The organism is Nonomuraea sp. NPDC050404 (genome assembly GCF_040655495.1).
Classification (GTDB): Bacteria; Actinomycetota; Actinomycetes; order Streptosporangiales; family Streptosporangiaceae; genus Nonomuraea.
The window spans coordinates 417,300-439,272 of the sequence record NZ_JBFAKB010000001.1 but is presented as its reverse complement, the minus strand read 5'-3'; the positions used below and the strand labels follow the sequence as shown (position 1 = coordinate 439,272).

General features: G+C 69.9%; 20 protein-coding genes. 10 read left to right on the top strand and 10 right to left on the bottom strand.

Annotation, left to right across the window (positions count from 1 at the left end):
* Window positions 1–67: 67 nt before the first annotated feature.
* The 3 genes from mmsA to AB0I81_RS01925 all read left to right on the top strand — a co-directional run bounded on the left by mmsA (window position 68) and on the right by AB0I81_RS01925 (window position 4,077).
* On the top strand, window positions 68–1,588 hold the full coding sequence (gene mmsA, locus AB0I81_RS01935; protein WP_360648272.1) for a multiple monosaccharide ABC transporter ATP-binding protein: 1,521 nt from the start codon (window positions 68–70) through the stop codon (window positions 1,586–1,588).
* A complete protein-coding gene (gene mmsB / locus AB0I81_RS01930; RefSeq protein WP_360648270.1) occupies window positions 1,585–2,883 on the top strand; it encodes a multiple monosaccharide ABC transporter permease in 1,299 nt (432 codons plus the stop codon). The genes mmsA and mmsB overlap by 4 nt, the downstream gene beginning before the upstream one ends.
* A gap of 72 nt (window positions 2,884–2,955) precedes the next feature.
* A complete protein-coding gene (locus AB0I81_RS01925) occupies window positions 2,956–4,077 on the top strand; it encodes a sugar-binding protein (protein ID WP_360648267.1) in 1,122 nt (373 codons plus the stop codon).
* A gap of 39 nt (window positions 4,078–4,116) precedes the next feature.
* On the opposite strand, the gene AB0I81_RS01920 is transcribed toward AB0I81_RS01925, so the two are convergent.
* From AB0I81_RS01920 to AB0I81_RS01910, 3 genes are read right to left on the bottom strand one after another with little or no spacing between them, the layout of a single operon-like run.
* Window positions 4,117–5,019 carry a carbohydrate ABC transporter permease gene (locus AB0I81_RS01920; RefSeq protein ID WP_360648264.1) on the bottom strand — a complete coding sequence of 301 codons (903 nt, stop codon included), beginning with the start codon at window positions 5,017–5,019 and terminating at the stop codon, window positions 4,117–4,119.
* An 8-nt stretch (window positions 5,020–5,027) separates the two neighbouring features.
* Complete coding sequence (locus tag AB0I81_RS01915; RefSeq protein WP_360648261.1) at window positions 5,028–5,918, bottom strand: sugar ABC transporter permease; 891 nt, start codon at window positions 5,916–5,918, stop codon at window positions 5,028–5,030.
* Window positions 5,915–7,342 (bottom strand): sugar ABC transporter substrate-binding protein, encoded by a 1,428-nt coding sequence (locus AB0I81_RS01910; protein ID WP_360648258.1) that lies wholly within the window; start codon window positions 7,340–7,342, stop codon window positions 5,915–5,917. Before AB0I81_RS01910 ends, AB0I81_RS01915 begins: the two co-directional genes overlap by 4 nt.
* 264 nt (window positions 7,343–7,606) lie before the next feature.
* Between AB0I81_RS01910 and AB0I81_RS01905 the strand changes: the two genes are divergently transcribed.
* Genes AB0I81_RS01905 through AB0I81_RS01895 form a run of 3 tightly spaced genes read left to right on the top strand, consistent with a single transcriptional unit; the run spans window position 7,607 to window position 11,297 of the window.
* On the top strand, window positions 7,607–9,349 hold the full coding sequence (locus AB0I81_RS01905; RefSeq protein ID WP_360648255.1) for a glycoside hydrolase family 97 catalytic domain-containing protein: 1,743 nt from the start codon (window positions 7,607–7,609) through the stop codon (window positions 9,347–9,349).
* Window positions 9,346–10,113, top strand: a complete 768-nt coding sequence (locus tag AB0I81_RS01900; protein ID WP_360648251.1) for a hypothetical protein — start codon at window positions 9,346–9,348, stop codon at window positions 10,111–10,113. The genes AB0I81_RS01905 and AB0I81_RS01900 overlap by 4 nt, the downstream gene beginning before the upstream one ends.
* Window positions 10,110–11,297, top strand: a complete 1,188-nt coding sequence (locus AB0I81_RS01895; RefSeq protein ID WP_360648248.1) for a hypothetical protein — start codon at window positions 10,110–10,112, stop codon at window positions 11,295–11,297. Before AB0I81_RS01900 ends, AB0I81_RS01895 begins: the two co-directional genes overlap by 4 nt.
* 2 nt (window positions 11,298–11,299) lie before the next feature.
* Here AB0I81_RS01895 and AB0I81_RS01890 read toward each other — a convergent pair whose 3' ends face one another.
* Both AB0I81_RS01890 and AB0I81_RS01885 read right to left on the bottom strand, forming a co-directional pair.
* Window positions 11,300–13,042: a glycoside hydrolase family 36 protein gene (locus tag AB0I81_RS01890; RefSeq protein ID WP_360648246.1), complete on the bottom strand. Its 1,743-nt coding sequence runs from the start codon at window positions 13,040–13,042 to the stop codon at window positions 11,300–11,302.
* A complete protein-coding gene (locus AB0I81_RS01885) occupies window positions 13,043–14,206 on the bottom strand; it encodes an ROK family transcriptional regulator (protein ID WP_360648243.1) in 1,164 nt (387 codons plus the stop codon).
* Between the two features lie 41 nt (window positions 14,207–14,247).
* Between AB0I81_RS01885 and AB0I81_RS01880 the strand changes: the two genes are divergently transcribed.
* The 4 genes from AB0I81_RS01880 to AB0I81_RS01865 are packed head-to-tail and all read left to right on the top strand — an operon-like array spanning window position 14,248 to window position 16,099.
* Window positions 14,248–14,427 (top strand): hypothetical protein, encoded by a 180-nt coding sequence (locus tag AB0I81_RS01880; protein WP_360648240.1) that lies wholly within the window; start codon window positions 14,248–14,250, stop codon window positions 14,425–14,427.
* The gene (locus AB0I81_RS01875) at window positions 14,424–14,705 is read left to right on the top strand and encodes a DsbA family protein (RefSeq protein WP_360648237.1); all 282 of its coding nucleotides are present in this window, start codon (window positions 14,424–14,426) and stop codon (window positions 14,703–14,705) included. Before AB0I81_RS01880 ends, AB0I81_RS01875 begins: the two co-directional genes overlap by 4 nt.
* Window positions 14,706–14,750: 45 nt before the next feature.
* Window positions 14,751–15,158 (top strand): LLM class flavin-dependent oxidoreductase, encoded by a 408-nt coding sequence (locus AB0I81_RS01870; RefSeq protein ID WP_360650155.1) that lies wholly within the window; start codon window positions 14,751–14,753, stop codon window positions 15,156–15,158.
* A complete protein-coding gene (locus tag AB0I81_RS01865) occupies window positions 15,071–16,099 on the top strand; it encodes a GNAT family N-acetyltransferase (RefSeq protein WP_360648234.1) in 1,029 nt (342 codons plus the stop codon). The genes AB0I81_RS01870 and AB0I81_RS01865 overlap by 88 nt, the downstream gene beginning before the upstream one ends.
* A gap of 41 nt (window positions 16,100–16,140) precedes the next feature.
* On the opposite strand, the gene AB0I81_RS01860 is transcribed toward AB0I81_RS01865, so the two are convergent.
* From AB0I81_RS01860 to AB0I81_RS01840, 5 genes are read right to left on the bottom strand one after another with little or no spacing between them, the layout of a single operon-like run.
* On the bottom strand, window positions 16,141–16,971 hold the full coding sequence (locus tag AB0I81_RS01860) for a carbohydrate ABC transporter permease (RefSeq protein ID WP_360648231.1): 831 nt from the start codon (window positions 16,969–16,971) through the stop codon (window positions 16,141–16,143).
* Window positions 16,961–17,896 carry a sugar ABC transporter permease gene (locus tag AB0I81_RS01855; protein ID WP_360648228.1) on the bottom strand — a complete coding sequence of 312 codons (936 nt, stop codon included), beginning with the start codon at window positions 17,894–17,896 and terminating at the stop codon, window positions 16,961–16,963. The genes AB0I81_RS01860 and AB0I81_RS01855 overlap by 11 nt, the downstream gene beginning before the upstream one ends.
* Window positions 17,893–19,170 (bottom strand): sugar ABC transporter substrate-binding protein, encoded by a 1,278-nt coding sequence (locus AB0I81_RS01850; protein WP_360648225.1) that lies wholly within the window; start codon window positions 19,168–19,170, stop codon window positions 17,893–17,895. Before AB0I81_RS01850 ends, AB0I81_RS01855 begins: the two co-directional genes overlap by 4 nt.
* 53 nt (window positions 19,171–19,223) lie before the next feature.
* On the bottom strand, window positions 19,224–20,831 hold the full coding sequence (locus AB0I81_RS01845) for an FAD-dependent oxidoreductase (RefSeq protein WP_360648222.1): 1,608 nt from the start codon (window positions 20,829–20,831) through the stop codon (window positions 19,224–19,226).
* Window positions 20,832–20,846: 15 nt separating this feature from the next.
* A complete protein-coding gene (locus AB0I81_RS01840; protein WP_360648219.1) occupies window positions 20,847–21,866 on the bottom strand; it encodes a LacI family DNA-binding transcriptional regulator in 1,020 nt (339 codons plus the stop codon).
* Window positions 21,867–21,973 lie beyond the last annotated feature (107 nt).

Below are 21,973 nucleotides of genomic sequence, written 5' to 3'. Positions count from 1 at the left end.
CGCGTGGCCGGCGCGGTGCCAGAAGGGCGCGGCCCCGGTCATGACCCAGTCCTCGACCCTGCTCGAGATGCGATCGATCACCAAGACCTTCCCCGGGGTGACGGCGCTCGCCGATGTCAACCTCCTGGTCCGGGCGGGCGAGATCCACGCGATCTGCGGTGAGAACGGCGCGGGCAAGTCCACGCTCATGAAGGTGCTCAGCGGCGTACATCCGCACGGCACCTACACCGGCGACATCGTCTACCAGGGCGAAGAGGTCCGTTTCCCCGATATCCGGGCCAGCGAGCGGGCCGGCATCGTGATCATCCACCAGGAGCTGGCCCTGGTGCCCGGCATGTCGATCACCGAGAACATCTTCCTCGGCAACGAGCCGCGCAGGCGCGGCGGCATCGACTGGAAGGCGGCCCAGCGCAGGGCGGTCGAGCTGATGGCACAGGTCGGGCTCCAGGAGGACCCGGACACCCTGATCAAGGACATCGGCGTCGGCAAGCAGCAACTCGTCGAAATCGCCAAGGCGTTCGCGAAGGACGTCAAGCTGCTCATCCTCGACGAGCCGACCGCGGCCCTCAACGAGGCCGACTCCCGGCACCTGCTCGACCTGCTGCGCGGCTTCCGCGAGCGCGGCATCACCTCGATCATCATCTCCCACAAGCTGAACGAGATCGAGGCGGTCGCCGACTCCATCACGATCCTGCGCGACGGCCGTACCATCGAGACCCTCGACGTCCGGGCCGACGGCGTCAACGAGGACCGCATCGTGCGCGGCATGGTCGGCCGCGAGCTGAACAGCCGTTTCCCCGAGCACACGCCCGACATCGGCGAGGTGTTCTTCGAGGTGCGCGACTGGACGGTGCGCCATCCCAACTCGGCCGAGCGGCTGGTGTGCAAGGGCTCCAGCTTCAACGTGCGGCGCGGGGAGATCGTCGGCTTCGCCGGGCTCATGGGCGCGGGGCGTACCGAGCTCGCGATGAGCCTGTTCGGGCGCTCCTACGGCGTGTACCTGTCGGGACAGGTCTTCAAGGACGGCCGGGAGATCAGCCTCAGGTCGGTGGCCGACGCCATCCGGCACGGCCTGGCCTACGTGAGCGAGGACAGGAAGACGATCGGCCTCAACCTGCTCGACGACATCAAGACCTCGATGGTGGCCGCCAAGCTGACGAAGATCACCAAGCGCGGCGTCGTCGACCAGGTACGCGAGCACCAGGTCGCCGAGGAGTACCGGCAGAGCCTGCGGATCAAGACGCCCAGCGTGGACGAGGGCGTCACGAAGCTGTCCGGCGGCAACCAGCAGAAGGTCGTGCTGGCGAAGTGGATGTTCACCGACCCGGACCTGCTGATCCTGGACGAGCCGACCCGCGGCATCGACGTGGGCGCCAAGTACGAGATCTACGGGATCATCCAGCGGCTCGCCGACCAGGGCAAGGGGGTCATCGTCATCTCCTCGGAGCTGCCCGAGCTCATCGGCCTGTGCGACCGCGTCTACACGGTGTTCGAAGGCACCATCACCGGCGACGTGGCCCGCCAGGACGCCAGTCCCGAACTCCTCATGAAGCAGATGACCTCTACGAAGAAGATGCCGACCCCATGAGCCGAATCAAAGACCTGCAGAAGAACCTCTTCGGAGGCACGACCTCCAACGCCCGCCAGTTCGGCATGATCTTCACGCTCGTGGCGATCGTGGTGCTCTTCCAGATCTGGACCGACGGCCTGACCCTGACCTCCGGCAACCTCATCGCGGTGGTCAGCCAGTACTCCTACATCCTGATCCTGGCCATCGGCATGCTGATGGTGATCGTCGCCGGGCACATCGACCTGTCGGTCGGCTCGGTGGCCGCCTTCACCGGCATCGTGGTCGCCAAGATGATGCAGGAGTACTCGATCCCGTGGCCGCTGGGCATCGTGCTCGGCCTGCTCGTCGGCGTGCTGATCGGCGCCTGGCAGGGCTTCTGGGTGGCCTACGTCGGGGTGCCGGCGTTCATCGTGACGCTGGCCGGCATGTTGTTGTTCCGCGGCGGGAACCAGTACATCGGCAACGCCGACACCGTCCCGGTCTCCGAGGGCTTCCGTACGATCGGCGCCGGCTTCCTGCCCGAGGTGGGGCCGGACACCGGCTACAACAACCTGACGCTGCTGCTCGGCCTGGCCGCCTGCCTGGCCGTCGCCTGGCGCGAGTGGCGCTCCCGGCAGACGCGGCGGGAGATGCACGCCGACGTCGCGCCGATGTGGATCTCGGTGCTGCGCCTGGCCGTGATGCTGGGCGTGATCATCTTCGCGACCCTGCGCTTCGCCGGCGGCCGCGTCGGCACCAGCCTGCCGATCTCCGGCATCATCCTGATCGCCCTGGTGCTCGCGTACTCGTACTACACCCGCAACACCATCGGCGGCCGGCACATCTACGCGGTCGGTGGCAACGCGCGGGCGGCGGAGTTGTCCGGCGTGAAGCTCAGGCGGGTCAACTTCCTGGTCATGATGAACATGTCCGTGCTGGCCGCGCTGGCCGGCATGATCTTCGTGGCGCGGTCCTCGGCCTCCGGGCCCCAGGACGGCCTGAGCTGGGAGCTCGACGCCATCGCGGCCGTCTTCATCGGCGGCGCGGCGGTCTCCGGCGGCCTGGGCACCATCAGCGGGTCGATCGTCGGCGGCCTGGTGATGGCCCTGCTCAACAACGGCCTGCAACTCGAAGGCGTCGGCTCCGACATGGTCCAGATCATCAAGGGACTGGTCCTGCTGCTGGCCGTCGCGTTCGACGTCTACAACAAGAGCCAGGGGCGCTTCTCGATCATCGGGTCACTGACGCGCCCCTTCCGCCGGGAGGCTCCGGCCGCACCGGCGGGCCGATCAAGTCCGAGCTCCGATTCCGACAAGGCGTCCGTCTCCGGCTGACCGCCGATGACGACGCCGGACCCGGGAGCTCCGACCACCCCCCACACCACCGTAAGAAGGGCTCATATCACCATGCGCACATTCCTTACCAGGAGCATCGCGATGGCCGGCGCCATGGCGCTGCTCACGTTGAGCGCCGCATGTGCCACCGAGCGCGAGGGCGCCACCAGCGCCGGCACCGGTGACAGCACCACCGCCGCCAAGGGCTTCCCGGCCAACGCCCTCATCGGCGTCGCGCTGCCGTCGAAGACCTCGGAGAACTGGGTGCTGGCGGGCGACCTGTTCACCACCGGCCTCAAGGAGGCCGGCTTCACCTCCGACGTGCAGTACGCCGGCGCGTCCACCACCGTCGCCGACCAGCAGGCGCAGATCTCCGCCATGGTCACCAAGGGCGCGAAGGTCATCGTCATCGGCGCGACCGACGCCGCGCAGCTCGCCACCCAGGTCAAGCAGGCCAAGGAGGCCGGCGCGACGGTCATCGCCTACGACCGGCTCATCACCAACACGCCGGACGTGGACTACTACATCGCCTTCGACAACTTCAAGGTCGGCCAGCTCCAGGGGCAGGCCCTGCTCGACGGCATGAAGGCGAAGAAGGAGAAGGGGCCGTGGACGGTCGAGCTGTTCTCCGGCTCGCCCGACGACAACAACTCCGGCGTCTTCTTCAATGGCGCCATGGAGGTGCTCAAGCCGGCCATCGACAAGGGTGACGTCGTCGTCGGCTCGGGCCAGACCGACATCAAGCAGACCGCGATCCAGGGCTGGAAGGCCGAGAACGCGCAGCAGCGCATGGACTCGCTGCTGACCTCGACCTACAACGGCAGCAAGACGCTCGACGGCGTCCTGTCCCCGAACGACACCCTCGCCCGCGCGGTCATCACCTCGGTGAAGGGCGCCGGCAAGCCGGTCCCGGTCGTGACCGGGCAGGACTCCGAGGTCGAGTCGGTCAAGTCGATCGTGGCCGGCGAGCAGTACTCGACGATCAACAAGGACACCCGCAAGCTGGTCACCGAGACGGTGAACATGGTCAAGTCGCTGCAGAGCGGCGGCACGCCCGAGATCAACGACACCAAGTCCTACGACAACGGCGTCAAGGTCGTCCCGGCGTACCTGCTGCCGCCGGTGATCGTCACCAAGGAGAACGCGGCCGAGGCCTACGCCAACGACCCGAAGCTGGCGCCCCTCACCAAGTGAGCCGTGACCCGCACTGACCCCGGCGCTGACACGTCACGCTCACCGGCCCGCGATGCCGGTGAGCGTGACACCTCTGATGAAGGTCTTCTGCGCCAGGAAGAACACGACGAGGATGGGCACCATCGACATGAGGGCGACGGCCATCATCTGGTTGTACTGGGTGACGTACTGGCCGTTGAACATGCCGAGCCCCTGCGCGAGCGTGATCTTCTCCATCGAGCGCAGGTAGATGGAGTTCTCCAGATACTGGTTCCAGTTGCCGACGAAGGAGAACAGGCAGATCGCCGCGATGGCCGGTTTGGCCAGCGGCAACATGACGCTCCACAGGATGCGCAACTCTGAGGCGCCGTCGATGCGGGCGGCGTCGATGAGTTCCTGCGGAATCGTGGTGAAGAACTGCCGCAGCAGGAAGATGAACAGGGCCACCCCGAAGAACTCCGGCACGACGAGCGGCAGGTACGTGTCCACCCAGCCGAGCTCGGAGAACAACACGAACTTCGGCACGAGCGTGATCTCGCGCGGGATCATCATGGTCGCCAGCAGCGCCGCGAACATGACCCCGGCCGCCCGCGCCCGCATGCGCGCGAAGGCGTAGGCGGGCAACACGCACGAGAGCAGGTTCCCCGCCATCGACAACGCCGTGATCACGATCGTGTTCAGCAGGAACCTGGTGAACGGCAGCGAACCGGTCCAGCCCTTGACGTAGTTGTCGAAGTGGAAGGAGCCGGGCAGCCAGTCCGGCGGGAAGGCCAGGTTCTCCTGGTCCGACTTCAGCGAGGTGGTCACCATCCACAGGAACGGCAGCAGGAACACCGCCGAGCTGATCCCCAGCAGCACGTACGCCCCTGAGCGCCGGATCCGCCGGACCCGCTCGGCCTGCTCGGAGCTGAGCGTCTGCCGCGGCCTGACGGGTGCCGGTTTCCCGGCGGTCTCGACGAGCATCGGCTCCCTCATTTGAACTCGTAGTGCACCCAGCGGCGCGCCAGGCTGAACTGAATCGCCGTGACGGCGATGACCAGCACGAACATGGCCCATGACAGCGTGGCCGCGTACCCCATGTCGAAGTAGACGAAGGCGTGCCGGTAGATGTAGAGCCCCAGGACCATGGTGGCGTTGCCGGGGCCGCCGTCCGTCATGACCAGGATGAGCACGTAGCTCTGCAGGGCCGCGATGAAGCCCGTCACCACGTTGAAGAAGATGACCGGCGACATCATCGGCACCGTGACGCTCCAGAACCGGCGCCACCAGCCGGCGCCGTCGATCTCGGCGGCCTCGTACAACGTCTTCGGGATGCCCTGGAGGCCGGCCAGGTGGATGACGATCGTGTTGCCCGCGCCCCAGACGCTCATGAGCACGAGCCCGGGGATGGCCCATTCCTGGGAGGCCAGCCAGCCGGGGCCCTGGAGGCCGATCGAGGCGAGCAGCTTGTTGATCAGGCCGTAGTCGGGGTGCAGGATGTTCAGCCAGAGCAGCGCCGTGGCCAGGCCGGACACCACCGACGGCAGGTACATCACGGTGCGGAACAGGCCCTGGAAGCGCAGCGGCTGGTTGAGCAGCAGCGCCAGCAGGAACGTGAACGTCACGCCCAGCGCGACCGAGCCGGCGCCGTACTCGACGGTGTTGCCGATCGACTCCCAGAACTCGGGGTCGGCGAACATGCGGCGGTAGTTGTCGAACCCGATCCACTCCGGCGCGCGCAGCAGGTTCCAGCTCATGAAGCTCAGCACCACGGCGGCCACGATCGGGCCCGCGCTGAACAGCACGAACCCGATCAGCCAAGGCGAGACGAACAGGTGGAAACGCCGGGCCTCGCGGCGCGCCAGCGGGCTGACGGCGGTCATGCGACCCTGTTCCCGGCCAGGACCGGGGTGACCTTGGCGGCGATCTCGGCGAGCGCGTCGTCCACGCTCGTCTTGCCGAGCATGGCCCGCTCCCAGATGGGCTTGGCGGTGTCGACGACCTTCTTGTTCGCCGGCAGCCGCAGCACGCCCTCGTCGGAGGCGTACCCGGCCAGGATCTCCTTGACCAGTTTGGCGGTCTCGGCCGGGATGCCGTTGGCCTCGGCGGTGTAGTCCCAGGCGGACTGGCGGGCGGGCGAGGTGATCTGGCGGAACTTGTAGCCGGACGACGACAGGAACTCGTGCATGTAGATCCAGGCCGCGTCCTTGTTGGCGGCGGAGGCGGGCATGACCAGCGCGCTGCCGACCGCCGGGCTGAAGCGGCCCGCCGGCCCCTTGGGCACGTGCGTGGCGCCCCAGGCGAACGCCTTCTGCTTGGACAACTCCAGCATCAGCCACGCGCCGTTGATCATCATGGCGGCGTGGCCGGTCTTGAACGGGTCCACCTTCTCCAGCAGTTGCAACTCGGCCAGGCTCGGCACCGCCTTGTCCTTGGTCAGCAGGTCCAGCCACAGGCCCATGGCCTTGCGCGCGGCCGGCTCGTTGATCATCACCTTCGACTCGGCGGCGTCCAGGAACCGGCCGCCGAACGGCATCAGGAACACCGTGCCCAGGTCGGGTCCCGGCTGCGCCATGGGGGAGAAGCCGTACACCTTCTGCACGCCGGAGCCGCTGGTCAGCTTCCTGGCGGTCTCGAAGAGCCGGTCGAACGTCCAGCTCTCGTCGGGGTGGTCGAGCCCGGCCTTGTCGAACAGGTCCTTGTTGTAGAAGAGCAGCTTGGGGGCCATGTCGGTGGGCAGCCCGTACAGCCTGCCGTCACGCTTGAAGTAGCCGAGCCCGCGCTGCGGGATGTCGTCCAGGTCGAACCCGGGCGTCCTACCGATGTAGTCGTCGAGCGGGTGGAGCACCTGGTTGCCGATGAGGTTCTGGGTCCAGGAGTAGTGGTTGTAGAGCACGTCGGGCAGCGTGCCGCCGGCGGCCTGCGCCATGTACTTGGTCAGGAACTGGTCGAACGGTGAGGACTCGCGCCGCACCTCGATGTTCGGGTGCCGCTTCTTGAAGAAGAAGTCGAACTGGGCGTTGCGCACCTCGGTCACGGTGTCCGTGGTCATCGCCACGGTGATCACGACCTTGGACGCGGGGTCGGGCACGTCCGTCTTCGGCCAGGTCAGCGAGTTGTTGAGCTGCTCGGCCTGCTCGTACGGCCAGGCGGCGCTGCCCGGCCGGTCCGGGTCGATGACCTGGGCCCCCGACCGCACAGGGGCGGCGGCCTGCTTGCGTTGCCGGTCGTCTCCGCAGGCGGACAGGGCGGGCGTGGCGGCGGCGGCCAGCGCCAGGGCCAGCAGGTGGCGGCGGTTGATGTCCATGGGCGGGCCTTTCACCGGGAGAAGCGATGCTCATGAAAGGTAGAGATCGGATGATTGGCCGGGCCGACGCGGTCGTTCCGCGATCCCCTGAGGCATGGCCGTACCGTAGACGTACTACTTAACTTCGTCAAGAATTGAATTCAAATGGCTCTCAACCTAGTGTTTGGCGCACTGTGAGGAGAAGTGGGAGGCTTCTGGCCGGTGCGGGCGCCGGGTGAAGCGACGTAAACGACTCCTCCTATCAATGTGATCCTTGGAGGGCTCTTGCCGAAGTGGACGCTCACCGATGGGGACCTGAAAGCCGTCATCGACCTCTCACCGTCGGGCGAGCTATCGCTGGAGCTGCGCCACGCCGGGCGCGTGGTGCTGGAGCCGTCCCGGCTGGGCGTGCGCACCGCCCACGCGGACCTGAGCGCAGGGCTGAGATCGGCCGGGATGTCGGACCGGCGGATCGAGGAGACCTATCGCACGGTGACCGGCAAGCGCCGCGAGCACCGGTACACGGCGGCCGAGTGGACCCTGTCCTTCACCAGGGGCGATCACCGGCTCGACCTGCAGATCCGGCTCGGCGGCGGCGGCCTGGCCCATCGGTACGTCATCCCGTGGACCGGCCCCGTCACCGTCGTGGAGGAACTGTCCGAGTACGTCGTGCCGGCCGGGGCCCGTGCCGTGCTGCTGCCGTACGAGAACGGGCGCTGCGACTACGAGGAGATCCACCGGCACACCACGGTCGCCGGCGCCGAGCCTGCCCTGTACGGCTACCCGTCGCTCTTCCAGGTCGGCGAGACCTGGCTGCTGATCACCGAGTCGAACCTGGACGCCGGCTACGCCGGATCCCGCCTGCGCTTCGACGGCCGGGCCTTCCGGCTCGACCTGCCCGACCCGTACGTGACCGCGGCCACCCCGCTCGTCACCCCGTGGCGCACGGTCGTGGCCGGCGACCTGGCCGCCATCGTTGAGAGCGACCTGGTCACCAGCCTCGCGGCCCCGTCGCGGGTCGAGGACACCTCGTGGATCCGGCCCGGCGCCGCCGCCTGGTCGTGGTGGTCCGACGGGCCCTCCACGCGGGACCTGGCCGCCCAGAAGCGCTGGGTGGACTTCGCCGCCGCGCACGGCTGGCCGTACGTGCTGGCCGACGCCGGCTGGCACAAGGACTGGATGCCAGAGATGATCGCCTACGCCCGCGAAAGGGGCGTCGGCGTCTTCCTCTGGTCGCACTGGCAACACCTGGACACCGAGCTGGAGCACCGCGAGAAGCTGGCGCTCTGGAAGGAATGGGGCGCGGTCGGCGTCAAGATCGACTTCACCGAGTCGGACGGCCAGGACCGCATGCGCTGGTTCGACGCCATCCTCGCCGCCACCGCCCGGCTCCGGCTCATGGTCGTCTTCCACGGCGGCACGATCCCGCGCGGCACCGAGCGCACCTGGCCGCAGTTCATGAGCGCCGAGGCCGTCAAGGGCGCCGAATGGATCAAGCCCAAGCCGGGCAAGCAGCCGCTCTACCCGGCCACCCACTACCTGACGCTCGCCTTCACCCGCAACGTGCAGGGGCCGATGGACTTCACGCCGTGCACGTTCACCGGCGTGCGCACGATCACCGCCGGTTTCGAGCTGGCCCTGTCGGTGTTGTTCGAGTCGGGCGTGCAGCACTTCGCCGACTCCATCGAGGAGTACGAGTCCAGGCCCGAGGTGCTGCGGCTGCTCTCCACCGTGCCGGCCGCCTGGGACGAGACCCGGCTGCTGTCCGGCGACCCCGCCGACCACATCCTGCTGGCCAGGAGGAACGGCGCCGAATGGTACGTCGGCGCCGGCGTGTCGGGCGAGGCCCGCACGCTCACCGTGCCGCTCGGCTTCCTCGGCGAGGGGGAGTGGACGGCCGGCGTCTACCGCGACGCCCCCGGCGACCGGATCGCCTTCGAGACGGCCACCGTCAGCGCCGGGGACAAGCTCGACCTCGCCGTACCCCCCGACGGCGGGTTCACCCTCCACCTGAGGAGATCCCGATGAAGAAGCTCACCGGTGTCTTAGCCGCCCTGCCGCTGCTTCTCCTGCCCGTCCCCGCGTCCGCGCAGGCCGCCGCGTGGACCCTGCGCTGGAGCCCGGACCCCGCGGACGACACCGTGGCCGAGGCGTTCGAGGGCATCGAGGACGACCGCGCCGACTCCCACCCCGGCGTCACGCACATCAAGGTCTCCGGCGACGCCTACCGGTTCGACATGCACACCCAGGACCGCGACGGCGACGACCGGCAGCGCAACGAGACCAAGGGCATGCGGACCGGCTCCAGCTCCTACCTGAAGATCCTGCAGAACCAGACCTGGCGGATCAGCTACCAGATGTACATCCCGTCCACCCTCGACTCCACGACCAGCTTCTCGCACATCGCGCAGATGAAGACACCCGGCTCGGGCGCGCCCCTGTACACGATGTCGCTGCCGGTCTCCGGCGGCACCCAGAAGATCAACGTACGGCACTGGGACGAGGCCGCGCAGACCCGCGAGGTCGGCAGCACCGACCTCGCGCCCATCCAGGGCACGTGGGTGGACACGACGTTCGAGTTCAAGGCGGCCGACAACGGTTACCTGCGCTGGACGCTCAAGAGCGGCTCCACCACGCTCGTGAACAAGCGTCTGGACGGGACCGACCTGTGGCGCGGCGACGACGAGTACCTGCGGCCCAAGTGGGGCATCTACCGCAGCATCAACAGCTCCGGCCTGCAGAACACGTATCTGCTGATCCGGAACCTCAGAGCAGAGCAGCTCACCTCGTGAGAGGGCTCCTCGCAACACTCACCGCCCTGCTCCTGGCCGTGGGCGTCCCGCCGGCGGCGGCCTCGCAAGCGGGGCCGCGCTGGGAGACGCGCTGGAGCCCGAGCCCGTGGCGCGACGGCGTCGGCGCTTTCGAGGCGCTGGAGGACGACCGGCGCGGCTCGCACCCCGAGGGCCTGCCGCACGTCCGCGCCGAGGGCGGCGCCTGGCGCTTCGACGCCCACCTGGCCGACCGCGACGGCTCCGACCGCATGCGCAACGAGGTACGCGGCATGCGCGCCGCCGACGGCCGGCCGCTGGAGATGCGCAAGGGTGAGACGTGGCGGATCACCTACCAGATGTACATCCCGGACACCCTGGACGCGACCACGAACTTCACCCACCTCTGGCAGCTCAAGAACTCCGACATCGGCACGCCGATCGCGCAGCTCTCGCTGCCGATCGTGGGCGGCGTGCCGAAGATCGCGGCCCGCTACTGGACGCTGGCGGACAACAAGTCCCACGACTTCGCCACCGCCGACCTCGAACCCCTGCAGAACCGGTGGCTCACCACGACCATCGAGCTCACCTCGGGCGATGAGGGTTCCATGCGGTGGGTGTTGCGGGACGGGCGGCGCACCGTCGTGGACGCCAGGGCCGACGGCATCGACCTGTGGTGGACCGGGGAGCAGTACAACCGGCCCAAGTGGGGCATCTACCGCAGCATCAAGAGCGCCGGGCTGCAGGAGACGTACCTGCTCATCAGGAACCTGAAGGCGGAGCAGTTCGGGCCCGTCACGCCGCCGGTCGTGCTGCCGCCGCCGGATCGCGGTCCCGGCGCGTACGAGGCGGAGCGGGCCGGGAACGTCTGGGAGGGCGCGGCCGAGCCCGCGTACTGCGCCGTCTGCTCCGGCGGGCGCAAGGTGATCCTCATCGGCGGCAACATCTACGACTACACCGTGATCAGGGGCGTGTTGTCGGAGACCACCGGCACCCGGCAGTTGACCGTGCACGCGCTGGTGGACGGCCGGCAGGAGTTCTCCGTCAGCGTCAACGGCGGCGACTCGATCAAGGTGGCCATGACCGGGACCAAGGACACGGTCACCACCGCCACCGTCCCCGTGGACCTGGTGGCCGGGGTGAACAGGATCCGCTTCCACGGCCTGACCGCCCGCGGCCCCGAACTCGACAAGATCGTGATCGAGTAGGGTCAGCGGTCGATGCGCAGGAGGCCACCCTCGGGGATGGTGGCCTCCACCAGGCCGGGGGACAGGTCGAGCCGGTCGTCGCCGAGCAGGCGGCCCCGGCAGTCGTACACCTTCGCGCGGGCCGGGCCAGGGGCGCCGGACCTGAGCAGGACGTCCGTCGAGGCGTCGGCGTTGGCCAGCCAGAACGTGCCGGATGAGGGCACCCGCACCGGAATCGGCGCGTACCTGGCGGTGATCACCGTCCCCTGGCCGCCCGCCGTCACCTGCGGGTAGCCCAGGTCGGGACGTTCCGGGGTGAAGGTGCCGAGCTGCAGGACGTCCGCGTGCTCCCGGAAGAACCCCAGCCAGAACCGCAGCGCCTCCTCCTGCTCCGGCGTCAGCGCGGTCAGGTCCACCGAGATCTGCGGCACCGCGAACAACACGTTGATGAGCTGCGTCGCGACGCCCTGCGGCGTCTCGTCGGGATGCCACATGAGCATGTCGGCGTGCACCGCCATCGGCCCGGCGATCAGCCGCAGGTCCACGGTGCGCCGGCGGTTCTGCGCCGGGCTGAGCGGGCAGTCACTGGCGCGGATCATCGTCGCGTACGGCCACAACCCCGGGCTCACGTACGGCTGCCGCAACTCCACCATGCACTCCGGCGGCAGCCCGGCCAGCAACCGCCGCACGCCCTCGCCGACCGTGGCGCAGTCGGCCTCGGGCCCCGGCTCCGGCGGGTCCTCGACGGCGAACTGGTCGATGAAGTCGATCTTGAGCCCGTCCATGCCCCATTCGGTGACCGCCCTGGCCAGGTGGCCGGCGATCAGCTCGCGGACGAAGGGGTAGCGGGGATCGACGACGGCCGCGTTCATGTGCTCCTTGTAACCCAGCGTGTACGACCGCAACCGCTCCCACAACGCGGTGTGCCGCCCGACGAAGGGCAGCGCGTACCACAGCAGGTAGCCGAGCCCTTCGGCGCGCACCCGGGCGACATGTTCGCTCATGTCCGGGAATGAGGTGGGGGAGGGCTCCCACTCGCCGACGTAGCCGTAGCCGCGGCTGCGGTCGTCGCAGTGCCAGCCGTCGTCCACGATGATCGTTTCGCAGCCCAGCGCGGCCGCCGGGGCGGCCTGCCGTTCCACGCTCGCGGCGTCCACGTGCTGCTGCATCGCGTACCAGGTCGAGTAGGCCGGCATGCGGGCCCGGCGCGGGACCGGCCGGCCCGTGCCGTGCAGGTCGGCCCACCAGGCCGCCGCCCCGGCCAGCGACGCCGCGAAGTGGTCCCGGCCGAGGTCGAGCCGCAGCAGCAGGCCGGTGTCCCGATCGCTGTCGTGCTCCACCCAGAACCCGAACGCGCCGGTCTCCTCGACCACGCCGGTGCGGGTGCGTACGGGCCGGGCCACCTCGCCCACCGCGTACGTGCACAACGCCACGTCACCCACCCCCACCAGGCATCCGGCGGGAGCGTTCTTCGCCAGCGTGGCCGTGCGCGGGCGGCGCCAGAACGGCGGCAGCCCGGTCGGCTCACCGCCGTCGGCGGCCCAGAGCACGGTCGCGCCCACGCACGGCACCTGCCACGCGACCCGCACGACCGCGGGCCGGTCGGGGGTCACCCGCAACTCCAGCACGCCCGGCGCCGGCTCGCGGGCCGTCCAGGTCAGCGCGGCCGGCGAAGTGGCGGTGAACGCGAGCCCCGCCGCCTCGAACCGCAATTCGCGCTCGGGAACCTCGTCGTGGGGCTGCCAGATGGCGGGGGCCGTGGTCATTCAGCGCCCCTGGAGGGTGAACAGGTGCTGGATGGCGACCGCGGCGGCGCCGCGCGCCCATTGCTCGAACGTGCGCGGTCGCAGCAGCAGCCGGCAGTCGGTCGCCGCCCCGAACGCCTGGCTGGCGAAGGAGCGGTTGATCTGCTCCTCGAACAGGTCGTACGCCGCCAGCCCCTGCACGTCACCGGTCACGATGATGCGCTCGGGCCCGAACAGGTTGGCCATCGCCGCCATGGCCAGCCCGATCGCGTGCCCGGCCCGCGCGAACACCTCCCGCGCTGACGTGTTGCCCGCGTGGGCGGCCTCTATCGCGGCGTCGATGGACAACGAGGCGTCGCCGGTGGCGGCGCGTACCGCCGCGAGGATGGGCGCCGTGCCGGCGATGGCCTCGGCGCATCCGCGCCCGCCGCAGTGGCACTCCGGCTCCTCGCCGCCGACCGGGATGTGCCCGATCTCCCCGGCCACGCCGTGCGAGCCGGCCACCACCCGGTCGTTCACCACCAGCCCGCAGCCGATCCCCGTGCCGAGCGTGACCAGCGCGAACGACGACGCCCCGACCCCTTCACCGAACCACTGCTCGGCCACGGTGAGCGACTTGACGTCGTTCTCGACCGTGACGTTGAGCCCCGTCGCCCCGGCGGCCAGCCGCCCGAGCGGCACCTGCCGCCAGCCCAGGAAAGGGGAGTAACGCACCACCCCCGTCACGCGGTCCACGTCGCCCGACACGGCCAGGCCCAGCGAGTGGCAGCGGGCGCGGTAGCGGGGATCGGCCGCGAGCAGCTCGCCGACCAGGGCCTTCAGCTCCTCGACGATGCCTTCGGCGGTGGTCGTGGCCAGGCGCCGGCGCATCGAGGTGAGCGGCTGGGCCCGCAGGTCGGTGACCACGCCGATGAGCTCGTCATCGGTGATCTTCACGCCGGTGAAGAACTCCCGGTCCGGCCTGATCGCCAGCGGGCTGGCCGGGCGTCCCGCGCCCGAGAGCCGGCGCTCGGTGCTTTCTAGCTCCTCCAGATAGCCTGCCTCGATGAACGGGCGGGCCGCCTTGGTGACGGCGGCCGAGGACAGGCCGCTGCGCCTGGCGATCTCCACCCGGGAGACGGGCCCCTGGATGAGGACCATGGTGAAGACGGTCGCCTCCGCGCGGGTGGAGAGCCGAGGGTGCATGGCGGCCATGCTAGCACTAATTAACTTCCTCAAGAATAGAATTGGAGCGTGCCACCCGCCGCCACGACGGCGAGCGCGCCGCCGCCCGGGTCGAGCTCATCCACTCGCTGGCGCGGGCGGAAGGGCTGGACATCGACCTGCGTCGGGCCGCCCGGTCAGCACCTTCGACGCCCACCGGCTGCGCCACCTGGGCGCCGACCGCGGCCGGGCCGATGAAGTGATGGAGCGCCTGCTGCGCGGCTACCTGTGCGAAGGGCTCAACGTCAGCGACCCGGGGGTGCTCGAACGCCTCGGCGCCGAGGCCGGTCTGGACGCCGCCGACGTACGCGCGGTGCTGGACGGCGACGCCTACGCCGACCGGGTACGGGCCGACGAGCACGGCGCGCGGGAACGCGGCGTGAGCGGCGTGCCCATGCTGGTGCTGGACGGCGCCCCGCCCGTCTCGGCCATCCAGCCCCCCGAAGAACTGCGGCGCCTGATCGCCGTATCGACGCACTGACCACCACAAGGAAGAAGAAGACATCACGTGGACATCGGCATCGGCATGCCCGGGCACGCGCCCTGGACGGACGGCAGGGCGCTGGTCGAGTGGGCGCGCCGGGCGGAACGCCGGGGCTTCAGCACCCTCAGCGTCAGCGACCGGCTGGTCTGGACGACACTGGAGCCGCTGATCACACTGGCCGCCGCGGCCGGGGCCACTTCCCGCATCCGGCTGCTCACCAGCGTGCTGCTGGCGCCGCTGCGCACCAACCACGCCCGGCCACCCCCGGCGGGCCGCCGCTGCTGTTCGGCGGCCACTCCGAGGCCGCGATCCGGCGCGTCGTCACCCGCGGCGCCGGCTGGATCGCCGGCGACGCGACGGTGGTGGGCGTCCAGGAGTTCGCGCCCGGCCTGCGGAAGGCGTGGGCGGACGCGGGCAGGCAAGGGGAGCCGCGGCTGGTCGCCTCGGTGATGTACGCGCTGGGACCGAACGCGCGGCAGTCCCTCACCGACGCCATCGCCCCGTACTACGCCTTCGCCGGCGAAAGCGTCAGGTGGTTCGACGGCCGGTTAAATCCTTTGTGGCGGCGTGGCGCGCCGGATAGCCTGCCGGCCATGATCTCACTGGCCCGGCACCGCCTGACACCTGCGGAAACCGGCCCGGCGCTGCGCGCGTTGTGCGCGTGGACGCCGGCCGATTCCCCGGGCGGCGGCCTCCATCCGGGAGACGTGGGGTGGTATCTGCGGTTCGAGGACGCGGCCGTTCACCTCTGGACGCACGACGGGACGCCGGTGGCGGCCGGCTTCCTCGACGGCCCGGTGCTGCGCGTGACCGCCGCGCCCGGCGCCGACCTCGGGGCGATCGCGGCCGACGCCGAGGAGTTGCTCGTCCCCGGCAACGACTGGTCCGACGGCCTGCCCGTGCCCGGCTGGGAGATCGAGCCGGACAAGCCGTGGCTGGTCCTGTCGTGGACCCCGCGCCCGGCGCCGAGCCGCGCCGAGCCGGTCGATGAGGCCGGCGCGGCCGACTGGGCGACGGTGCAGCGCTCCGCGTTCGAGGGATCCACGTTCTCCGTCGAGCGCTGGCACACGATGAAGCGGTCGCCGGCGGGCGGGATGGCCGTGGGGGTGCTCGTACGCACGCCCGAGGGTGAGCCCGCGGCCAACGCGGCCGGATGGTTCGCGGGCGTGGGCCGGTGCGGGCTGCTCGAACCGGTCGGCACCCATCCGGACCATCGCGGGCGCGGCTACGGGCGCGACGCCGTGCTGGGCGCGTGCGCGGCTCTCGTCCGGCGGGGTGCGAGCGCGGTGGCCGTCGTGACACCGGCCGCGAACGAGGCCGCGGTCGCCCTCTACCGATCGGCCGGTTTCACCGTCGTGCGCGAGAACCGCGACTGGGCCCGGCCCGCCTGAACGGTCCCGGGATCCGGGCGCCGTTCAGGCCACTCGATCGCTCACCCTTTCAGGCCCGTGTGCGCCAGCCCCTCGATGAACTGCCGCTGGGCCACCACGAACACGATGAGGATCGGCAGCGCCGTCATCGAGGCCGCGGCGAGCTGGATGTTCCACATGGGCCCGCCGTAGGCGTCCACGAACTGGGTCAGCGCCTGCGGCAACGTGAACTTCTCCGGCGAGGAGAGGAACACGATCGGCTCCAGGTAGAGGTTCCACGAGTGCAGGAAGGTGAAGATGGCGACCGCGCCGAGAGCCGGCCGGGCCAGCGGGAGCGCCACCCTGGAGAAGGTGCCGAAGCGGCCGAGGCCATCGACCCGGGCGGCCTCCTCCAGCTCCCCCGGCAGGCTGATGAAGAACTGGCGCATGATGAAGGTCGCCATCACACTGGGCGCGCCGAGGATCGGCACCACGATGAGCGGCCAGTGCGTGTCGGTGAGGCCGAGCCCGTGGAACATCTGGAACAGCGGCACGATCGTCACCTCGCTGGGGATCAGCAGCCCGACCAGCACGATGACGAAGAGCACGTTCTGCCCGGGGAAGCGGATGCGGGCGAAGGCGTATCCGGCCATCGCCGCGACCGCCATGGTCCCGGCGGTGACCAGCAGGGCGATGTAGAGGCTGTTGAAGTACTGGGTGGCGAACGGTTGCAGCTCGAAGACCTGCCGGTAGGCCGAGGCGTCCCAGGAGGCGGGCAGCAGCGCGGGCGGGAAGGCGAAGATGTCACCGATCGGTTTGAACGACGAGGTGACCATCCACCAGGTCGGGAAGACGAAGGGCACGCACAACACGCAGAGCAGGCCGTACAGGGTGAGCTTGAGTTTATGACTCATGGAAGACCCACTTCCTACGCATGCGCCACTGCAGGAGGGTGAGCGCCGCCACGATCGCGAACAGCAGGATCGACAGGGTCGCGCCGTAGCCGAAGTGATGGAACTGGAAGGCCTGCTGGTAGAGGTAGTAGACGAGCACGGTCGTGGAGATGCCGGGACCGCCCTGGGTGAGCACGGCGATCTGGGCGAACACCTGGAGCGAGCCGACGACGGTGATGATGGACGTGAGCAGGATGGTCGGGCTGATCAGGGGCACGGTGATGCGGGTGAACCGGCGCCAGGCGCCCGCGCCGTCGAGCTGGGCGGCTTCGTAGAGCTGGTGCGGCACGCCCTGGAGCGCGGCCAGGAACAACACCATGTTGAGGCCGACGTTCTTGATCACCTGCACCACGATCACCGACACCATCGCGGTGGCCTCGCCGCGCAGCCAGTTGGGGCCGTCCAGGCCGGCGGTGCCGAGCAGGCCGTTGACGCCGCCGTCCGCCTGGAGCAGGAAGCGCCACACGATCGTCCAGGCCACCAGCGAGACCACGACGGGGGAGAAGAACAACGTCCTGAAGAACGTGGTGCCGCGCAGGCGCTGGTTGAGCAGGACGGCCAGCAGCAGCGCCAGGCTCAGGTTGAGCACGACCAGGCCGACCGAGAACACGGCGGTGCCGCTCAGCACCTCGCCCAGGTTCGGGTCGCTCAGCAGTTTGGCGTAGTTGTCGCCGCCGGTGAACTCGAAGGTCCCGGCCAGCACGTTCCACTCGTGCAGGCTGTACCAGAGCACCAGGCCCAGCGGCAGCAGCACGAACAGCGCGCTGCCGACGAGCTGGGGTGCCACGAACAGGTAGCCGACGAGGTTGTCGCGGCGGCGGATCGTCCAGTAGGGGGAGACGACGGCCCGATGCGCCGCCGTCTCCCTGGTCCGGGTGAGGGTCACGACGCGCCGATCATCGGCTGGATCTTCGCGCAGACCCCGTCCAGCACCGCCTTGACGTTCGCGTCGGCCTTCCACAGCGGGTCGAGTGCCGCCCGGATGGTCTGCGACAGCTCGGCCTGCCCGATGTGGCTGGGCTTGACGGTGGCCTTGGCGATGCCGTCGATCACCACTTCCTCAAGCTGCTCCGGCTTGAGCAGCGGGTTGGACTTGGCCAGCGTCTCGGTGGTGAGCTGCGAGGTACGGGGCGGCGGGAAGTACGCGGCGAGCTTGGCGGAGTTGGCCGGGTTGGTGAAGAAGGCCAGGAAGTCCGTGGCCTTGGCGGCGTTGGGGGACTTCTTCAGCACGCCCAGCCCGGCCTGGCCGATCACCGCGTACTCGCCCTTGGGCCCGGCGGGCAGCGGCACCAGGTCCCAGCCGAACTTCGCCTCCTCCAGCAGGGAGGCGCGGGAGATCTGGGTGATGGTCATCGCCGCGTCACCGGCGAAGAAGTCGACGGTCGTGCCGGGGCCGGGCAGCGCCTTGTCCACGAAGACCGACTTGTGCAGGAAGGTCATGGCCTGCAGCATCTCGGGGCTGTTGAAGCCGCACGTCTTACCGTCCTCGCTCCACGCCTTCGCGCCCCAGCCGCGCCAGACGGAGGCGAGGTTGTCCCAGTTCTTGTAGTCGAAGTCCCGGACGATCAGGCCCGCCTTGCCCTTCTTCGCGGCGGCGGCGCCGATGGCCGCGGCCTTCTCCCAGGTCCACTCGCCCGCCTTGATGAGCTCGCGCGGTGTCTTCTGCCCGGCCTCCTTGACCACGTCGTCGTTGACGAAGACGCCGAAGGGCGAGGTGGAGAACGGGTAGGCGAACAACTCGCCGTCCTTCTCCCACAGTTTCGTCGCGGCGGGCGCCAGGTCGGTGAGCTCGTAGCCGGAGGTCTTGGCCAGGGTCGGCTTCAGCGGCGTCAGCGCGCCGGAGGAGACGAAGTCGGGAGCCGAGCTCTCCAGCACCCAGGCCAGGTCGGGGGCGTTGCCGCCGGCGATCTGCGTGGTGAGGGTGGTGGTGTAGTTCTCGAAGGGGATCGGGTCGAAGGTGATGGCGCCGACGTCCGGATGGCTCTTCTTGTATTCGGCGGCGATCTCGTTGAACAGTTTCAGATGGGCCTCGTTGGAGGTCCAGATCGTCATGCGCAGTTGCGCGGGGCCCTGCTGGGCGGGGGCCTGGCCACCGCCGCACGCGGTGACGGCGAGCGACGCGGCCACCGTGAGGGCGGTCAGCTTCCCGGTCGGCTTCATGGGGTGATCTCCTTGGGTGGCTTCCCCCGAACGGTCATGGGTCTGTAGCCGGCTCAGTAGCCGGAAACGTCGGGCCAGCGCAGCTCGACGCCATCGCGGGTCAGGCGCTGCTGGAAGTCCGCCAGGAGGCTCTCCCGCTCTCTGACGGCGTGCGGGGTGGTGGCCCGGTCCAGGCAGAACGCGGCCAGCGCGCCCGCGGCCTCGCCCGCGTTCCACTCCACCGGGTGCAGCCGGTAGGCGCCGTTGGTGATGTGCGTGGTGCCGATGTTCTTGCCCGCGGGCAGCAGGTTGCTCATGCGCTGCGGTACGAGGGCGCCCAGCGGGATCTCGAACGGCGAGCAGCCCACGTCGATGTAGTTGTCGCCGCCGGTCGAGGGATGCAGGTCGATGCGGTACATGCCGATGCCGACCGAGTCGGCGTAGGAGACTGCCCCCTTGTCGCCGCGCACCGCGAGGGACAGGTCCTGCTCGGGGACGGTGTACAGGGCCCGGATGCGGCGGGACTCGCGGATGTAGGGCGCCTGCGCCAGGCCGTCGGCGCTGCCGGTGACGTCGCCGCGCAGCCGCAGCCCCGGGTAGCCGGTGCCGCCGTCGGCGCGCGGCGCCTCGGTCTGCAACCAGTACAGGACCGAGCGCGACAACTCGCGGGCCGCCGCCAGGTGCCGGTCGGCGTCCGGCACGTCGATGACCGGGCCCTCCAGGTAGTCGATCATCGGCCAGTTGACGAGGGTGATGTCGCTGGCGTACGCGCCCGGCGTGAAGTTGCGCCGCGCGGCGATCCTGCGGAAGGTCCACAGGTTGGCGTCGCCCGGGTTGACGCGCTGGTCGGCCTCGACGAGCTGGGGGTCGTCGTCGGGGTTGGGCGTGAAGGAACGTTCCATGATCGCCAAGGTGCGCGGGTTCGGGCACCGCCACGACAGCAGCCTGTCGCCCCAGAAGGGCGGCTCGTAGGCGCGCCAGAAGTCGTAGGAGGCGGGCCGGTCGATCGTGTGGTCCCCGTCCACGTGGTCGATCGCGAAGCAGACGGAGACGGCCTGCATGTTCATCGGCTGCGCCTCGGCGGGCGCGCTCGGCTCGCCGGTCTCGGACTGCGACTCGAAGCCGGTGACGTACTCGGTGCCGGTCAGGGGCAGCAGCTCGCCGGTCTCGGTGGCGTCCAGCACGTACGGCGCCCGCAGCACGATCTGCTCGGCGTCGTCGTCGCGGTGCGCCACCCGTACCGAGGTGACGCGGTCGCCGTCCACCTCCGCGCCCACCGGCCGGTACGGCTGCAGCACCGTCAACCGGCCCGAACCCCGGTAGGGGGCGAGCATCGCCTCGATCACCGCCACCGCGACCCTGGGCTCGTGGCACAGGCGGCTCACGTGACCGGCTCCCGGGTTGAACTCCCGCTGCGCCCGCGCCCGCTCGGTGAGCGGGTAGTGGTCGCGGTAGTAGCGCCGGATGCCCTCGCGCAGGGCCCGGTAACTCGCCGTGACGCCGAACCGCTCCACCCAGGAGGGCTCGTCGGGCGGCACGGCCTGGCTGGTGAGCTGGCCGCCGAGCCAGTCGAACTCCTCCGTGAGCACGACCGTGCGGCCGGCCCGCAGCAGGGCCAGCGCGGCGGCGACGCCACCCAGCCCGCCGCCGACGACGGCGGCGTCAGCCGAGATTTCCAACACGTGGGGGATCTCCTTTCACATTCCGGGTGCCGGAGCGAGCGTGCCGCCGGCGATCAGCTCGCAGGGGAGCAGTTCCTGCGGGGTCCCGCCGCTCTCCAGCACTCCGGCCAGCAGTTGTACGGCTCTGCGGCCCATCTCGCGCCTGGGGATGCGGAACCCCGTGAAATCGGTGTCGACCTGGACGGGCCGGGTGAACGCGCCCAGGGTGAGGATGGACAGGTCACGGGGGATCTCCATGCCGCACTCGCCGGCCGCCCTGGCCAGGGCGACGCAGTCGGCGTACTCCTCGACGAAGACCGCCGTCACCCCGGCCATGACCAGGTCGTCCAGGGACGCCTCCGGCGGCAGGTGCCGGCCGTCGGCGCCGAAGGCCGCCACGCCCTCGCGGAACCCGCGCAGGCGGTCGGTCCTGGACTCGCCGCCCGTGCCCGCCCCGACGTAGGCCAGGCGCCGGTGGCCGAGCGCCACCGCCCGTTCGACCAGCGCGCTCACCGCCGGCCGGTAGTCGGCTCCGACGTACGGCACCGGCCCGCCCGCGTCCTCGCGGCGGCCGACGGAGACGAACGGGATTCCCTCCGACAACAGCCGGGCCAGGTCGTCGCTGTCGACCGTGCGGCCGAGCAGCAGGCAACCGTCGGCCAGCCGCACGCGGCTCTCCTCGTTGAAGATCTGCCGCCGCGCCCCGGAGGCCGCCCTCGCACTGGTGAACAGCAGCAGGTCGCAGCCGATCTCCTCGGCGCACTCCTCGATGCCGACCAGGAAGGGGTGATAGAAGTCGCCGCTCTCGGCGGGGAAGACCGCCTCGTAGGTGAACACGCCGAGGATGCGGTTGCGGCCGTCGGCGAGCCGCCGCGCGGCGGGATCGGCCACGTAGCCGGTCTCCCTGATCACCCGCAGGACCCTTTCGCGGGTCTCCGGGGCGATCCGCACCTCGGCGTCGCCGCGCTTGTTGAGCACGAGGGACACCGTCGTCTGGCTCACGCCGGCCATCCTGGCGATGTCCTGTTGCGTGAGCCGCCGGCCCGGACCAGTCACCGTCCGTTTCCTCCAACGATCTGATAATGCGCATTAGCGGTTTGGTGGGCCTTATCTTCGGCCGACTGCCCCGACCTGTCAAGAGTGCATCTTCCCTAGGTAATTCG